This is a genomic window from Streptomyces sp. NPDC060205 (genome assembly GCF_042728395.1).
In the GTDB taxonomy this organism is placed as follows: Bacteria; Actinomycetota; Actinomycetes; order Streptomycetales; family Streptomycetaceae; genus Streptomyces.
In genome coordinates this window covers 1-15,828 of the sequence record NZ_JBHWZP010000019.1, presented here as the reverse complement: position 1 = coordinate 15,828, position 15,828 = coordinate 1, and the positions used below count along the sequence as shown (strand labels likewise).

Here is a 15,828-nt window from a genome sequence, read left to right as displayed (position 1 = left end):
GGGTACTCAGCCGACGAACGCAGAGGAAGGGGCGTACGGAATGCGCATCGATCTGACCGGCCGCACGGCACTGGTCACCGGATCCACTCAGGGAATCGGCGCGGCGATCGCCACGGGCCTCGCGCGGGCCGGCGCCCGCGTCGCCGTCAACGGCCGGAACCCGCAACGCACCGAGGAGAGCGCGGCCCGGCTGGCCAAGGACGTGCCGGGCGCGGACGTGATGCCCGTGGCGGCGGACGTGACCACCGAAGAGGGGGCGGCGCAGGTGGTGGACGCCCTGCCGCAGGTGGACATCCTCGTCAACAACCTCGGGATCTTCGGGTCCGCGGCCCCCCTGGAGATCACCGACGACGAATGGCGCCGCTACTTCGAGGTCAATGTGCTGGCGGCCGTACGACTGATCCGCTCGTACCTGCCGGGCATGACGGAACGGGGCTGGGGGCGCGTCCAGAACATCGCCAGCGACTCCGCCGTGGTCATCCCCGCGGAAATGATCCACTACGGCATGTCGAAGACCGCCCTGCTCGCGGTCGGCCGGGGCTTCGCGAAGGAGGCGGCCGGCACCGGCGTCACGGTGAACTCGGTCATCGCCGGCCCCACGCACACGGGAGGCGTCGAGGACTTCGTGTACGGACTCGTCAACCGTGACCTTCCGTGGGACGAGGCCCAGCGTGCCTTCATGAAGGAGCACCGACCGCAGTCCCTGCTGCAACGGCTGATCGAGCCGGAGGAGATCGCGAACATGGTCGTCTACCTCAGCTCCGACCAGGCGTCGGCCACCACGGGCGGCGCGCTGCGGGTCGACGGCGGATACGTCGACTCCATCCTGCCGTGACGCGATCGGCGCTCACCTGCTCTCGCACGCACTCCGAGGCGCTGTCACGCGGGGCGTGGGCCGTCACTGCCGGGCTGCTCGACCATCCGTGACAGCTCGACCCGTGAGCGCACCCCGAGCGCGGCGAACACCTTGCGCAGGTGATAGTCGACCGTGCGGGTGCTCACGGCCAGGCGCAGCGCCACCTCCCGGTTCGTGGCGCCCTCGGCCACACAGCGCGCGATCCGCAGCTGCTGCGGTGTGAGGCCGTCCAGCGCACCGGCCCGCGCCGCGGCCGGAGCGGCTCCGTTCGCCCTGAGTTCGGCCCGCGCCTGGTCCGCCCAGATACGGGCGCCGCAGCGCTCGAAGGCGACCAGCGCGGCCCGCAGACAGCCGCCCGCCTCGCGGAGTCTGCGCCGTCTGCGCAGCCACTTGCCGTACAGCAGCTGGGTACGCGCCTGTTCGAAGTCACCGCCCGCCTGCGCGTGCAGGGCGAGGGCGTCCTCGTACAACGCGTCCGCCCGGTCCGCGTCGGCCACCAGCGCACGGCACCGGGCGAGTTGGGCGGGCGCCTGCACGTCCGCGCCGAAGCGCGCCCACAGCGCGAACTCCTCGACGACCGCACGGGCGTCCTCCCGCTGTCCGGCGAGCACCGCGGCCTCCACATAGCAGGGCATGACCAGCATGCGTACGGCGAAGTGACCGCCGTCCGGGCCCGGGCGGACCAGCGGGCCGAGCCGGGCAGCCGCCTCGAACGGGCGCCCGCGCCCCAGGTCGGCGCGGCCCGCGGCCCATTCGGCGAGGGTGGCCGCCTGCATCAGCCCATGACGCCGCGCGATGGTCAGCGCGGCGTCCGCATGGTGCGCGACGAGCGTCGACTCGTCCGCGATCGACGCCGCGAGGGCCAGCACGGCATGGTGGTGGGCCGCTACGTTGGCCTGCCCGTACCGGTGCGCGGCCCGAAGTCCCTCCTCCGCGTGCGCCCGGGCCCGCGCGTGCTGTCCCGTCCGCAACTCCGCGTAGGCCAGCAGTTCCAGGGCCCGAGGCAGGGCTGCCTCCGGGCCGTGGGAGCGGGCCGTCGCGAGAGTCCGGGCGCCGATCCGGCAGGCGGCGGGTACATCCCCCAGCAGGAGCGCCGCCGCGCCCGACCACAGCAGCCGCTCCGGCGCGTCCTCCTCCCAGGCGTGCTCGACCACGCGTCGCAGCCGGGGGATGGCCCGGCCGAAGTCCCGTTCCAGCATCGCCCGCATGCCGTGCAGGTAGTCCCGGGGCAGACCGTCCGGTCCGGCGGCGGGGGCCGCCGAGGGCGGGACCCCGGAACGCGTGGCCGGGCGGCCGACGGCGGCCGGCGCCGGGGCGCCGGGGGCGGTCGCCCCGTCCGCGACCGCCCGCACGTGCAGGACCGTGCCGGCCGTCGCCACCGCGGTACGGTCCGCCGCGTTCAGCGCCCGCAGACAGGCGACGGCGTCTCCCGTGGCCCAGGCGGCCTCCGCCGCGGCGAGCCCCGCGAGCAGGGCGTGCGCCGGATCGTCGACGGCGAGCAGGGAGCGGGCGAGCAGCAGGGCCTCACCGGCGTCGGCCGCGGGGCCGTCACGCAACGTGAGGATTCCCCGCACCCAGGCCGCCCGCCCCCGGACGACCGCGGGCAGGGCGCTGCCGTCGCCGGCCCGGCCGGCCAACCGGCGGGCCGCCCGCGCCCGGCCCGCGAGCAGCGCCTGCCCGGCCGCCGCGGTCAGGAGCTCCGCCCGCTCGCGCCCGTCCGGCGTCAGCTCCGCGGCCCGGGCGTACGCCGCCGAGCGCTGGGCGCGGGACGCGGCGACGCACGGGTCGGCCGCGGCGGCGGACAGCTGGTCCGCCAAGGCAGGGGCGTGCCCGGCGACCGACCAGGCCCGGTGGAGCAGCGCGACGAGCCCGTGCCCCTCGCCCTCCGCAGCGGAGGCGAGCGCCCGGTGCGCGGCGCGCCGCCGGTCGGGAGGAGCGCAGGCGTGGACCGCTTTGCGCAGGAGCGGGCCGGTGAAGCGGAACCGGCCGCCGGACAGCACCAGGACGTCCGGGAGCCGGTCCGCGCCGAGGACGGCCCGCGCCCGGCCGAACCGCGCCGCCGCCCCGCGGACCAGGTCGTCGTCGGCGCCGACGCCGTCGGGATCGTGTTCGTGCGCCGCGGCCACCAGCAGGAGGAGGTCGCCCGCGGCGGCGGAGAACCCCGCCAGATGCGCGCCTGCCACCCTGCGCAGCGCTTCGGCGTCGGCCAGGGGCCACGGCAAGCGGTGTTCGCCGGACAGCTCGGCAAAGGACAGCCCGGCCACCAGCGCACGCAGCAGGGCCGGATTGCCCTGGGCCTCGTCCAGCAGCTCCCCTCGGACGGCCGGGGCGACGGGGCCGCGCGCCGAGCCGTCGAGCAGCGCGTCCATGGCGGACGACGGCAGCGGTCCGAGCGTCAGGACGGGCAGCGCGGCGAAGTCGGGACCGGTCGCGTGCTGCCCGGCGACCGTCAGGAGCAGCCGCACCGGCCCGGCCGCGGGCAGCCGCCGGGCGGCGAAGCCCAGTGCGGCCCGTGAGCGGGCGTCCCACAGGTGCGCGTCGTCGACACACACCAGCAGGGGCGAGCCCGCGGCGGCGTCGGACAGCGAACGGAGCAGCCATTCCGGTGCCGTCCCGGGAGCAGGAACGCCGAGGGTCCGTCCGCCCGGGAGACCGTCGGCGGCACACCGCAGCGCGTGCACGCCACTGAGCGGAAGCGATGATTCCGCACGGCTGGCCCGTACGCGCAGCACGGGTCCGGCCGTGAAGGAGCGGGCCGCCCAGTCGAGCAGCGCGGTACGGCCGAGGCCCGGATCCCCGGTCAGTACGAGCACCGGGGCGTCCGGGCCGGACAGGTCCGACACGGCTGCCAGCGCGGCCAGTTCCGCGTCCCGGCCGAGCGGTGGAAGAGAGCGTGGTGGGGGTGTGCGCGGTGCGGGGGAGCGCGGTGGGGGAGACTGGGGCGCGTTCGTCCGTCCGGTCATCCCCGTGACGTTACGTTCGCGCGCCGAGAGGCGGAAGCTTTCCGTCCGGCGCCTGCCGTCACGTGGTTTCCCGCTCCCACCTGGGCCGACACGTCCGGTGGCCCGGGTTCGCGTGTACGTCTGCCCAGCGGCGTCACCGCAGATCTGTGCACACGCACAGCCGCGCACCCGCACCCGCATCCGCACGCGCCGATGGGCGGCCGCGTTCCCCTCGCGACCGCCCACCGGCTGCTCATCGGAGCGCCGGCCTCAGGAGGTGTGCGGGCAGTTGCCCCGGTACTCCTCGATGGTCAGGCTCGGCCGCGGCAGCGGGCAGAGGAACTGCTCGTAGCGGGTGTCGTTGTCCACGAACCGCTTGAGCCAGGAAATGCTGTACTTCGCGATCGTCGTGTCGGACGAGTTCGGCGTGAAGTGCGTCGCGCCGTTGAGCTCCAGATACGCCTTGTCGGTGGACGACGGCAGGCTTCCGTAGAACGGCTCCGCGTGCGAGGCGACGGGCGCGATCGTGTCGCCGTCCGCGCCGAAGATCAGCGTGGGTGTGCTGACCTCGGGCCAGGACTTGTCGGTGTTCCAGGGCGTCAGCGGGATCGCCGCCTGGAGGGCCGGGCGGGACTTGGCCGCTTCGAGGCTGCCGCCACCGCCCATCGAGTGGCCCGCCACCGCGAGCCGGCTGCTGTCGATCCTGGTGCGTACGCTGCTGCGCTCGGTGAGGTAGTCCAGCGCGGCAAGCAGCTGACGGCCGCGCGAGTCGGGCTGGTCCAGGGTCGTCAGGGTGTCGATGGTGAAGACGACGAAGCCCTGGGAGGCCAGCCGTGGGCCCAGCCACGAGATCGAGGACTGGGTTCCGGTGTACCCGGGGGAGATCGCCACCGCGCCGAACGTGCCGTCGCTGGTGCTCGTCGGGTAGTACACGGTTCCGCCGCCGAAGCCGGTGACCGCCAGCGAGGAGACGGATGTCTGGGACACGCTGTAGGAACCGCGTGCCGCCTCGATGCTCGACGTGGTGGGCGCGGGACCGCGCTCGTAGGGGTTGTCCGCGGCCTGCGCCCCGGGAGTCGCCAGGGAGCTGAGACCCACGACGGCGGCCAGCGCCGCGAGGGCACCGGTCATCCGCCTCGCGGTCCTGCTCCTGTGGTCGCGCCGACCGTGGACGGCGGACCCGGGCGAAGGTGTCCCGGGGGTGAGCGAGCTGTTCTGCGAGTGCTGCTGCACGACGAAGTCGTCCTCTCGGCCGTGACGTGCCGCCGGACCGGACGTGCCGCACGGAGGGCCCGCGCGGTGCGTCCGGCAGCTCTGCCGACGGCGCCGACCGGTGGTCGGCCGTGCCACTGTCGAGCCGGCGGGAGGGCGCGGCCATCGGCAATATCACCGGTCTTCAACAAACGGGTCTTCAACGAACCGCTCCGCGACGAACCGGGCTTCGGCCAACGCCCCCCGCGCCCTGATCACTTGACGGTGATGCTGCCCACGTGGCCGAGATCGGCGACGGATCGGGGGGCTGGTTCCGAGGCCGTTGGCGTGAGTACGCCGTCCGGACGGCCATGACACCGTGTCTCGTCGTCCGGGGGAGCGCCGGCGGTCCGAGGGGCCGTTCAGCGGCGTCTGGCGATGCCGGAGGATGCCTGCGGCCGGTTCGGCGGGTCGGGCCGCCGGTTCAGCGGGTCAGGTCGATGCACGCGGTGACGCACTTGCCGGCCGGTTCGAGGTCCACCCGGAACTCCTGGGCGACGGCCATGACGATCTCCAGGCCGTGCTGGCCGACCCTGTGCGGGTCGACGGAGCGGGCCACGGGCCGGGCACCGACGCTGTCGTGCACGCTCACCGCGACCAGCTCGTCGGTGATGCGCAGCTCCATCCGCAGCGGGCCGGGAGCGTATTTGTGCGCGTTGGTGACCAGCTCGCTGACCACCAGCTGTGTGAGGTCCGTCGCGCGGGGCGAGACTCGTACCCCGTGGTCCGCTCCTGCGCGGGCCAGGAAGTCGGCCGCGAAGCGCCGGGCCTCGGCGATGCAGGCGCCGCCTCCGGTCATGGAGACGGTGGCGGCTATGGCATGGGCTTGTGACGGCCCCGCGCCGCCTCTCCCGACTGACTCCACTTTTTGTCCACCTTCATTACCGTTGTCCGTTCGCGGCTACCCTGTTTGGCGTGACACATGCTGCTTCCGCTGGGATCGACCACTCGTTCGAGCGTGGCGGCCCGTGTCATCGGGGCAGGCCTCAGGCGCGAGCTCCGGCCTGAGCCGCGTCGGTAAACCGAGTCGAGGACATGGTGACAGACGCACCTCCCGCACGGTCCGGCCATCTGTCGGCGACCCGGTCCGCCATCGGCGGTCGGCGGGGGCGTGGCGGTCCGTACCGCGGGTGCCGCGGGTGATCGAGCTAGTCGGGGTCGACGCCCCCGTCCCGTGCCGTTCCGGGCTGCGGCAGGCGCTGGAGAGCTGACCCGCGCGGGGCCCGCGCGCTCGCGCCCCGGGCGCCCGGCCCGGCCGCGTCGATCCTCGTCGAAGAGGTCCCCTCGGTGCGCGCGGTGGAGGGCCTTTCCCAGGTCGCGCCTGTCCGTGTGTGCAGGTGCCGTAGGCTTCCCAGGTCGTCCCTGGCACGTAAATATGAACATTGAAGGAGCGCCGGAATGGCGAAGCGAGACAGCGCTGCGGACCTGGTAGGGCTCTTGACGATCGAGGGTCAGGACCTGGCCGCGGCGTGGGTACGGGAGGTGTCGGGGTCCCTGGGCGGACGCATCGGCGCCGCCGAACTCGACCGCGAGCTGCGGGAGCTGTACGACGCCCTGGTGGACGCGCTGCGGCAGGGTGCCACCGACGTCCACTCGGAACAGATGTCCGAAATCCGTGCCCTGCTCACGGAGCTGTCGCGGAACAGGGCCCGTCAGGGGTTCTCGCCCACGGAGACCGCGATCAGTGTCTTCGCGCTGAAGCGGGTCCTCGAACCCGTCCTGCAGGACGGCACCGCCGGACAGATCCGCGCCTATCTGGAGTTCAGCGGCATCCTCGACGGGCTTGGTCTCTTCGTGATCGAGACCTACACGCGCACGCGCGACGAGATCATCACCGCGCAGGCCGAGCAGCTCCTGGAACTGTCCACGCCGGTGGTGCGCCTGTGGGACGGGGTCATCGCCGTGCCGCTCGTCGGCACGCTGGACTCGGCGCGCACGCAGGTGGTGATGGAGAAGCTGCTGCAGGCGCTCGTGGACACGGGCTCGGAGCAGGCGATCATCGACATCACGGGCGTTCCCGCGGTGGACACCCAGGTCGCCCAGCACCTGCTGAAGACCATCGTCGCCGCCCGGCTCATGGGTGCCGAATGCACGGTGTCCGGCATCAGCCCGCAGATCGCGCAGACCATCGTCGCGCTGGGCATCGAGTTCGAGGGCATCGTGACGAAGGCCAGCCTGGCCGACGCGCTCAAGCTGGCGCTGCGCCGGTCCGGTGTGGACCTCGTCGCCCACGAGGGTGCGCAGCGATGAGTGAGCGCCTGCCGATCCTGCGTATCGGAGACATCCTGCTGGTGTCCGTCCAGTTCGATCTGGAGGACCAGATGGTGCTGAACCTCCAGGAGGACCTGGCCAACGAGATCGTCGCCAAGTCCGCCCGGGGCGTCGTCATCGACATCAGCGCCCTGGAGATCGTCGACTCCTTCGTGGGGCGCATGCTCGCGACGGTCGCCGCCATCTCACGTGTGCTCGACGCCAGGACGGTGGTGGTGGGCATGCGTCCCGCCGTGGCCATCACCCTGGTCGAGCTGGGTCTTTCGCTCGGCGGGGTCAGCACTGCCCTCGACCTTGAGAAAGGGCTGGCGAAGCTGCGTCACACCACCAGTTCGGTCTTGCGGTGACAGCGCCCTGGACTGCGGGCGAAGACCCGCAGGTCTACCCCATCGCCCGCAGCGGCGATCTCGTGCACATCCGCCAGGCGATCCGGACGCTGTCCCAGGAGTGCCGGCTGTCCCTGGTCGACCAGACGAAGATGATCACCGCGGCGAGCGAACTCGCCCGCAACACCCTCATCTACGGAGGCGGCGGCACGGTCAGTTCCGGCCTGGTCAGCGCGAACGGCAAGCGGGGCGTGGCCGCCGTCTTCGAGGACTCCGGCCCCGGTATCGCCGATGTCGAACAGGCGATGACGGACGGCTGGACGTCCGGCGGCGGGCTGGGTCTCGGCCTCAGCGGTGCCCGGCGCCTCGTCGACGACTTCCGGCTGGACACCACGCCCGGCGAGGGCACGACCGTGACCATCATCAAGTGGGTGCGGTGAACACCGCCGACGCCCTGAACTGCGAGGACGTCGCGTGGTTCAGGGACGGCGCCTCCCTCGCCGCGTCGGCCCGGGGCGCGGCCGCCACACTGGCCAGACGCATCGGACTGAGCAGCCACCGGTCTGCCGAGGTCGCCCTCGCCGTCACCGAGGCCGCCACGAACGTACAGCGGCATGCCGACGACGGAGCTTTGCTGCTGCGCGTGGTGCGATCCGGGGACCAGGCAGGTGTGGAGTTCCTCACCGTCGACTCGGGGCCCGGGATGACGGACGTTCCGGCCGCGCTGGCCGACGGATCGTCCAGCGCGGGCACCCTGGGCATCGGCCTGGGGGCGGTCTCCCGGCTCGCGGACCATTTCGACCTGCACTCCGTGCCGGGCCGCGGCACGGTCATGGCCGCGCAGTTCTGGCCGCGCGGCGCCGACGGCCGGGCCGTCGTCGCCTCCCGGGACCTGTCCACCGCCGCCGGGGTGACGCGGCCCATCAGCGGTGAGACCGTGTGCGGCGACGCGTGGGCCGTACGCACCGACGACAGCGCCACCGCCGGGGACCGCCCGGCGATCCTGGTGATGCTCTGCGACGGACTGGGGCACGGCCCCCTGGCCGCGCGGGCGAGCCAGGCGGCGGTCAAGGCGTTCCAGGACACCCGTGATCTCAGTCCGGCGGGCGCCCTCGACGCGATCCACCTCGCCCTGCGGGGGACACGCGGCGGCGCGGTCGCCGTGGCACGCATCGAGCCGGCCGCCGGACGGGTGCTGTACTGCGGAATCGGCAACGTGAGCGGATTCCTCGTGGGCGACGCCGGCCGCAGGGCCCTGCTGTCGGCCCCCGGTATCGTCGGCTCGCAGATGCGGCGGCTGCGCACGTTCGAGGAGGCGCTCCCGGCGCACGGCGCCCTGGTGATGCACTCCGACGGTCTGACCGAACGCTGGGACCATGGAACCCTGCCCGGCCTGCTGCACCACACACCGCTCGTCATGGCCGGTCAGCTGCTGCGCGAGGCAGGAGTGCGACGGGACGACGCCAGCGTCGTGGTGATCAAGGGGGCATGGTGAGCGGCGAGGGGCGGGATGAGCGTGATGTCTGACTCGGGCCCCCGTGGCGAGACGGCCCACCACGGCCACTCGTCCGCCGTCGGCCCCGCCCACCCGATGGTGCCGTTCGCCCTGTCCTCCTCCCAGGACGTGTTCGGCCTGCGGCGAACCGCCCAGCAGGCCGCGGCGGCCCTGTCGCTTGAGCGGCAGGACCAGGTCCGGCTCGCGACCGCGCTCAGCGAACTCGGACGCGACCGGCTCGGCTGCCGCGGCCTGGAGGTCTCCTTCGGGCTGGTCCCACCCGGCCGGCCCACGGCCCTGCTCGTCACGTTCGTGTGGACCGGCGGACCGCCCCCGGCGCAGGAGACGCTCGACCTGGCCGCGAAGCTCGTGGGGATCGAGTACGAGGCCGCCCCGGCGGGCGGCCGCATCGTCGTCAGCCAGCCGCTGACCCCCGAGGCCGGCGGCGCGGCCGGACAGCGTGCCCGGCTGACGGACGTCCTCAAGGCCGCTTCCCGGTCGACCGAGGCGGACGACCTGCGTGCCCAGACCCGCGACCTGATCGCCACCCTGGAGGAGACCCAGGCCCAGCGGGAGGAACTGCGCCACCTCAACGAGGAGCTGGAGGAGACCAACAGAGGTGTCCTCGCGCTGTACACCGAGCTGACGCAGGAGCTGGAGGCCACCAACAGCGGTGTTCTCGCACTGCACACCGAACTGGAGGACAAGCGCCACCAGTTGCAGGAGGCGAGCGAGGCCAAGACCCGCTTCTGGACGAACATCAGCCACGAACTGCGCACCCCGGTCAACTCCGTGGTCGCCCTCTCCACACTGCTCCTGGCCCCCAGTTCCCCAGCCCTCACCGTCGAGCAGCGCGAACAGGTCGAACTCATAGGTTCGGCCGGCCACACGCTCCTGTCGCTCGTGAGCGATCTGCTGGACGTCGCCAAGGCCGAGGCCGGTCACCTGGAGATCCATACGGAACCGGTGGACCTGCGGCTGCTGGTCGCCCACCTCAGAGGCCTCATCCTGAGCGGCCACGGCCACGAACGGGTGACCCTCGTCACCCCTCGCGCCGAACAGCAGCCGCCCCTGGTGACCGACGAGACGCTGCTCGTGCGCATTCTGCGCAACCTCCTCTCCAACGCCCTGAAGTTCACCGAGCGCGGCGAGGTACGCCTGGAGATCGACGTCGATCCCGAACCCTCGGCGCCCGCCGTGCTGTTCACCGTCACGGACACCGGGATCGGCATCCCGCCCGAGGAGCTCGGCCGGGTCTTCGAGGTCTTCTACCAGGTCCGCGGCCCGCACCAGAGCGGCCGGCCCGGCACCGGCCTCGGCCTGCCCTACGCCCGTACGCTCGCCGAACTGCTCGGCGGCACCCTGACCCTCACCAGTACCGTGGGCGTCGGTACCAAGGTGGAGGTCCGCCTCCCGGATCTCGGCCACGAGTACACGCAGCGATCGCAGAACCGAAAGGGCGGGCCGTGACCGACAGTGCCCAGGAGCGTCTGCCCGCGACCGTCCTGGTCGTCGACGACAACGAGACGAACCGTTACGTCCTCACCAGCTGGCTGCAGCGCGCGGGGCACTCCGTCATCAGCGCCAGCACCGGGGAGCAGGGCCTCGACCGGCTGCACGGCGGACCGGGCACGCTCCCGGACATCGCGATCATCGACGTCCGGCTGCCCGACATGAGCGGCTTCGAGGTCAGCGAACGCGTCAAGAACAGCCCCCGGACCGCCCACCTGCCGATCATCCAGATCTCCGCCGCCGCCATCACCCCCGACGACCACGCGGAAGGGCTGAGACGGGGCGCGGACGCCTATCTCGACCAGCCCATCGACCCGGGCGAACTCCTCGCCACCGTCTCCGCGACCCTGCGCTACGCCAGGGCCCGGCAGCGCGCCGAGAAGCTCGCGCACCGCCTCATAGCGCTCAACCAGGCGACGCTCGACGTCTACAGCGCCGTCGGCTTCCACTCCTTCGCGTCGGCGGCCACCGGCGGCGCAGCCGCCGTCCTGGACAGCCCCGCCAGCGCGGTGTTCCTCTCGCCCCAGGCGCAGGCCGTGCACAGCATGACCGACGACGCCCGGTCCACCGTACGGATCCGTCCCGCACACCCGGGCCTGCTCAAGCAGCTCGCGGCCCACAGCTTGAGCCAGGACACCGGCGTCGCCATCGTCCGTGTCCCGCACGGCCAGTGGCAGGCCATGCTGCCCGGCGACCACCTCACCGCAGACGTGGCGCTCGCGGTGGCCCGCACCAAACGCGGCCGTCCCCCCGTGTGTCTGGCCGTCCCCATGAACGCCCTGCGCGGCCCCGACGACGAGCAGCTCCTGCAGCAGCTGGCCAACGCCAGCGCCCTCGCCCTCGAAGCCCTGCGGACCTACAACGAGGAACACGCCCTGGGCCTCGCCCTGCAGCGCTCCTTCCTCCCGAAGGAACTGCCGACCGTCCCGGGCGTCCAGCTGGCCTTCCGCTACCTCCCCGCCTCCGAGCACGCCGAGATCGGAGGCGACTTCTACGAGGCGGTGCGTACGGTCAACGGCCTGCTGCTGGCCATCGGAGACGTCGTCGGGCACTCGGTGACGGCCGCGACCGTCATGGGCGAGGTACGCCACGCACTGCGGGCCTACGCCATCGAAGGGCACCCCCCTCACCACATACTGGACCGGCTGGAAACACTGCTCGGGCAGTCCCAGCCCGGCATCACCGTCACCCTGTGCCTCGTCCTGGTCCAACCGGACGAACGCCGTCTGCACATAGCCAACGCGGGCCACATCCCGCCGCTCGTGATCGACCCGGAGAAGGGGCCGCGGTTCCACGAACACCACGGTCCGCTGATCGGCCTCGGCCTGCCGCATCCGCCGCCCACCGTGGTTCAGGCCCCGCCCGGCACCCGGCTGCTCATGGTGACGGACGGTCTCGTCGAGGTACGGACCGCGCATCTGGACGCCACCCTCGCCGAGTTCCGCGAGGCCGTCGCCGACGGGCCGGCCGATCTGGAGGAGATGTGCGACCTGCTCCTCGCACGCTTCGGACAGAACAAGGACGACGACATCGCCCTGATCACCGCACTGTTCACATAGGGGGTTTCCAAACACCCCCTGCTCCGCGGCCGGATCATCGAGGGTCCGGCAGGGGGCTAGGCTCTGCCTGTGCGCGGATCAGCGGGGTCGGACTTGAGGAAGAACACGCCTGTTCTCGCGGCCCGTTGGGGTGCGCTGGACGTGGTGAGCCGGGACGCGGTGTTCACCGTGCTGCTCGCCCCGCTGGTGTTCGCGCCGGTGACGGCCCCGATCGGCGCACAGTTCGGCGACCTGCCGGAACACCCGCCCGGACTGCCGGGCGCGCTGGTGACGGCCGCTCTCTGGCTGCCGCTGGTGCTGCGGCGCAAGTGGCCCCTCGTATGCCTCGCGCTGATCGCGGGCGCGTTCGCGGTCCATGAAGTCGTCGGCTATCCGCAGACCTGCGCGAGCCTCGGCCTGTACATCGCGCTGTACAGCCTCGGAGCCCACGGGAACCGTGCCGTCGGTGTGCGCCGCGCTCTGGCGGTCGCCGTCGCGATCACTGTCTTCGTGCTGTTCGCGCTCGGACTGCACCACAGGGGCTCGCCCCTGCACGTCCCCGACTTCGTCCTCATGTTCTTGATCCTGGTGGTGTGCTGGGGCATCGGCAGGACCGTACGCGCCCGGCAGGACGGCGAGGCGGAACGGCGCCGGCTCAGTGTGGAGGCGGCGATGGCACGCGAACGGGCCCGTATCGCGCGCGAGTTGCACGATGTGGTGACCCACCATGTCACCGCCATGGTGGTCCAGGCGGACGCCTCCCAGTTCCTGCTCGCCGACGCGCCGGAGCGGGTGGAGACAGGACTCGAAGCGATCAGCGACTCCGGACGGCGGGCCCTGAGAGACCTGCAGCATCTGCTGGGTGTGCTGAAGGCGTCCGGCGACACGTCCGAGGGCCCGTCCGGCGGCACGGCGGCCGACGGCCCCGAGGATACGTCGGCCGCGCCGGAGCGTAGCCCTGAGCCGGGCAGACTGAGCGATCTGGTCGAGCAGACCCGGACCGCAGGACAGCCCGTGGAACTGGCCGAGCGCGGCGAACGGCAGGAGCTGGCGACCGCGGTGGAACTGGCCGCGTACCGCGTGGTGCAGGAGGCGCTCACCAACGCGCTCAAACACGCCCCGGGCCACCGGACGCTCGTCCAGGTCCACTACGGCAAGGACGTGGAGGTCGAGGTGACCACCGAGGGGGCGCCCGCCACCGCGACCGCCCAGCGCCGCAGACCACTGGGCCGGGGCGGCGGGCACGGCCTGATCGGGCTGCGTGAACGGGTGGGTGTGTTCGGCGGCGAACTGCTCGCGGGCGACCGCCCGGACGGCGGCTTCAGCGTCCGCGCGCGCATACCGTCCACGGGACACGGCGAAGCCGCGGCGGACGGAGGAGAGGCATGACCTGGCCGGGCGCCGCGGCGCCGATCAGGGTCCTGGTCTGCGATGACCAGGAACTCGTCCGCACCGGCTACGTCACCATCTTCACCGCGCAGCCGGACATCGAGGTCGTGGGAGAGGCCGGGGACGGCCGCACGGCGGTGGAGACCGCGCTGCGGCTGCGCCCCGACGTGGTGGTCATGGACATCCGCATGCCCCTGCTCGACGGCATCGAGGCGACCCGGCTGCTCGCCGGCCCCGGCGTCGCCGATCCGATGCGGGTCCTGGTCGTCACCACCTTCAACCTCGACGAGTACGTGTACGAGGCACTGCGGGCCGGAGCGAGCGGCTTCCTGCTGAAGGACTCGCCGCCGCGCGACCTGGTGCACGGCATCCGCACGGTCGACGCCGGCGAGTCACTGCTGGCGCCCGCCGTCACCCGGCAGCTCGTCGGCAAGTTCGCCGACCGGCTCCGCCGGCCCCAACGGCACCCCGCCGCACCGGCGCTGGCCGCTCTGGCGCCGCGCGAGACGGAGGTGCTGAAGCTGATCGCCGAGGGCCTGTCCAACACCGAGATCGCCGACCGGATGGTCATCAGCCGCGAGACCGTCAAGACGTACGTGTCCCGCATCCTGACCAAGCTCGATCTGCGCGACCGGGTGCAGGCGGTCGTGCTGGCCCACCGGGTGGGCCTGGTCGGCGCCTCCCACGACTGAGCGCGGGCTCCGGTCAGCTCGACGGGTACGGGGACGCCTTGAGCTGCCGGGCCAGATGGGCGGTGTTGGCCGCCAGGGTGGCCGTCGTGGCGGACGTGGTCTCGGGGGTCTTGTCGAGATCCTGGTAGTCGGTGCCCTGCATGGCTTCACCGACCCAGTAGGTGACGGCGTTGGGAGCGAGTGAGAAGCCCACGTCGTTGAGCCCCTGGAAGAGGTCGGCGCTCACCTTGTGGGCCCCGTCCTCGTTGCCGACGACACACACCGCGGCGACCTTCCCGTAGGTGAGCATCCGCCCCTCGTCGTCCTTCTCGGAGATCTCCGCGTCCAGACGCTCCATGACCCGCTGGGCGAGGCTGGAGGGGTGGCCCAGCCAGATCGGCGTGGCCAGGACCAGGATGTCGGCGCCCAGGACCGTGTCCCGGATGGCCGGCCACTCGTCACCGTCCCCCATGTCGGTCTCCACTCCGGGGCGCACGTCGTGGTCGGCGATCCGGATCACCTTCCCGGTGACACCGTGCTCGCCCAGCGCGGCCATGGTCTGTTCGGCCAGCAGCTGCGAGCTGGAGGCGGCGGGCGACGGCGACAGGGTGCAGACGAGTGCGACAGCGCGCAGAGGGGTCGTATCTGTGTGGGTCATGGCGCAGGGGTACCCCTCCTCGCCGCCGCGTACCGAAGTTCACCGAAGAGGCGCAGGACCGGCTGCGGGTCGGCCGTGGAATGTGCGCGACCCGTGAATTCGTGTGAATGGATGGAGATCATCCGGGCACCCGGTGCTTCGGAGGTCAACTGACATGATTCCCCTGCTTCTTGTTCTTCTGCTCGCCCTGATCCTCTTCGGTGCGGGTTTTGCGCTGAAAATTCTCTGGTGGGTCGCGATCGTCGTTCTGGTCCTGTGGCTGATCGGCTTCGTCGCCCGTCCGAAGGGCGGGAGCGGTCGCTGGTACCGCTGGTAGCCGACCGCATCACACCAGCTCAGGGCATATATGGCAGCGTCGGCTTCCCGGCACGGGGACAGCGCTTGCCCCCTCCGGGAAACCGGAGGAAATCCTGGCCCGAATCGGGTGCGTGAAGCCCCGGACGAGGGGCACCCGCCGCAAAGACGGCGGTTACGGAAATCGCCGTGCACGACGTACGGAAAAAGAGAGGACCGGCGGGAAACCCCGCTGTCCTCTGTTTACCGGAGGAGTTGTTTTCGCGTGACTGAAAATGTATGGGGTTACAAGTCGACCGCCGGTCGTCTGGCGGGCGTCGACCTCACGGGGTACAAGGTCGAGGCCACGGACGGCAGCATCGGCAAGGTCGACAAGCACTCCGACGACGTCGGTGACGCCTACCTGGTGGTCGACACCGGTGTGTGGATCTTCGGCAAGGAGGTTCTGCTCCCCGCCAGCACGGTCGTCAGCATCGACCAGGACGAGCAGAAGATCGTCGTCGACCGCACGAAGCAGCAGATCAAGGACGCCCCGGAGTTCGACCGCGACAAGCACCTGGGCGACCAGGGCTACCGCGACGAGCTGGGCACGTACTACGGCACGGGCGGCCCGCACATCTGAGCC

At 72.0% G+C, this 15,828-nt stretch carries 15 protein-coding genes; 11 read left to right on the top strand and 4 right to left on the bottom strand.

Annotated elements, in window-relative coordinates:
• Positions 1-40: 40 nt before the first annotated feature.
• Positions 41-835 (top strand): SDR family NAD(P)-dependent oxidoreductase, encoded by a 795-nt coding sequence (locus ACFWGJ_RS05450; protein WP_387321292.1) that lies wholly within the window; start codon positions 41-43, stop codon positions 833-835.
• Positions 836-879: 44 nt separating this feature from the next.
• Here ACFWGJ_RS05450 and ACFWGJ_RS05445 read toward each other — a convergent pair whose 3' ends face one another.
• The 3 genes from ACFWGJ_RS05445 to ACFWGJ_RS05435 all read right to left on the bottom strand — a co-directional run bounded on the left by ACFWGJ_RS05445 (position 880) and on the right by ACFWGJ_RS05435 (position 5,848).
• Positions 880-3,819: a LuxR C-terminal-related transcriptional regulator gene (locus ACFWGJ_RS05445; protein WP_387321242.1), complete on the bottom strand. Its 2,940-nt coding sequence runs from the start codon at positions 3,817-3,819 to the stop codon at positions 880-882.
• Between the two features lie 249 nt (positions 3,820-4,068).
• A complete protein-coding gene (locus ACFWGJ_RS05440) occupies positions 4,069-4,929 on the bottom strand; it encodes an alpha/beta hydrolase family protein (protein ID WP_387321240.1) in 861 nt (286 codons plus the stop codon).
• Positions 4,930-5,473: 544 nt separating this feature from the next.
• Positions 5,474-5,848 carry an ATP-binding protein gene (locus ACFWGJ_RS05435; protein WP_387321291.1) on the bottom strand — a complete coding sequence of 125 codons (375 nt, stop codon included), beginning with the start codon at positions 5,846-5,848 and terminating at the stop codon, positions 5,474-5,476.
• A gap of 599 nt (positions 5,849-6,447) precedes the next feature.
• Here ACFWGJ_RS05435 and ACFWGJ_RS05430 point away from each other — a divergent pair.
• From ACFWGJ_RS05430 to ACFWGJ_RS05395, 8 genes are all read left to right on the top strand, one after another.
• Positions 6,448-7,299: an STAS domain-containing protein gene (locus ACFWGJ_RS05430; protein ID WP_387321238.1), complete on the top strand. Its 852-nt coding sequence runs from the start codon at positions 6,448-6,450 to the stop codon at positions 7,297-7,299.
• A complete protein-coding gene (locus ACFWGJ_RS05425) occupies positions 7,296-7,667 on the top strand; it encodes an STAS domain-containing protein (protein ID WP_387321236.1) in 372 nt (123 codons plus the stop codon). The genes ACFWGJ_RS05430 and ACFWGJ_RS05425 overlap by 4 nt, the downstream gene beginning before the upstream one ends.
• The gene (locus tag ACFWGJ_RS05420; protein ID WP_387321234.1) at positions 7,664-8,086 is read left to right on the top strand and encodes an ATP-binding protein; all 423 of its coding nucleotides are present in this window, start codon (positions 7,664-7,666) and stop codon (positions 8,084-8,086) included. The genes ACFWGJ_RS05425 and ACFWGJ_RS05420 overlap by 4 nt, the downstream gene beginning before the upstream one ends.
• The gene (locus tag ACFWGJ_RS05415) at positions 8,074-9,141 is read left to right on the top strand and encodes an ATP-binding SpoIIE family protein phosphatase (RefSeq protein WP_387321232.1); all 1,068 of its coding nucleotides are present in this window, start codon (positions 8,074-8,076) and stop codon (positions 9,139-9,141) included. Before ACFWGJ_RS05420 ends, ACFWGJ_RS05415 begins: the two co-directional genes overlap by 13 nt.
• Before the next feature lie 96 nt (positions 9,142-9,237).
• Positions 9,238-10,611, top strand: coding sequence for a sensor histidine kinase (locus ACFWGJ_RS05410; RefSeq protein ID WP_387321290.1), 1,374 nt, complete (start codon positions 9,238-9,240; stop codon positions 10,609-10,611).
• A complete protein-coding gene (locus ACFWGJ_RS05405) occupies positions 10,608-12,212 on the top strand; it encodes a SpoIIE family protein phosphatase (protein WP_387321230.1) in 1,605 nt (534 codons plus the stop codon). The genes ACFWGJ_RS05410 and ACFWGJ_RS05405 overlap by 4 nt, the downstream gene beginning before the upstream one ends.
• A gap of 69 nt (positions 12,213-12,281) precedes the next feature.
• Positions 12,282-13,580, top strand: a complete 1,299-nt coding sequence (locus tag ACFWGJ_RS05400) for a histidine kinase (RefSeq protein ID WP_387321228.1) — start codon at positions 12,282-12,284, stop codon at positions 13,578-13,580.
• Positions 13,577-14,272: a response regulator gene (locus tag ACFWGJ_RS05395; protein ID WP_387321226.1), complete on the top strand. Its 696-nt coding sequence runs from the start codon at positions 13,577-13,579 to the stop codon at positions 14,270-14,272. Before ACFWGJ_RS05400 ends, ACFWGJ_RS05395 begins: the two co-directional genes overlap by 4 nt.
• Before the next feature lie 13 nt (positions 14,273-14,285).
• Here the strand turns inward: ACFWGJ_RS05395 and ACFWGJ_RS05390 are convergent, their stop codons facing one another.
• Positions 14,286-14,909, bottom strand: a complete 624-nt coding sequence (locus ACFWGJ_RS05390; protein WP_387321224.1) for a flavodoxin family protein — start codon at positions 14,907-14,909, stop codon at positions 14,286-14,288.
• Positions 14,910-15,063: 154 nt separating this feature from the next.
• Between ACFWGJ_RS05390 and ACFWGJ_RS05385 the strand changes: the two genes are divergently transcribed.
• The gene (locus tag ACFWGJ_RS05385; protein ID WP_210885851.1) at positions 15,064-15,225 is read left to right on the top strand and encodes a hydrophobic protein; all 162 of its coding nucleotides are present in this window, start codon (positions 15,064-15,066) and stop codon (positions 15,223-15,225) included.
• A gap of 243 nt (positions 15,226-15,468) precedes the next feature.
• Complete coding sequence (locus ACFWGJ_RS05380) at positions 15,469-15,825, top strand: PRC-barrel domain containing protein (protein ID WP_387321222.1); 357 nt, start codon at positions 15,469-15,471, stop codon at positions 15,823-15,825.
• Positions 15,826-15,828 lie beyond the last annotated feature (3 nt).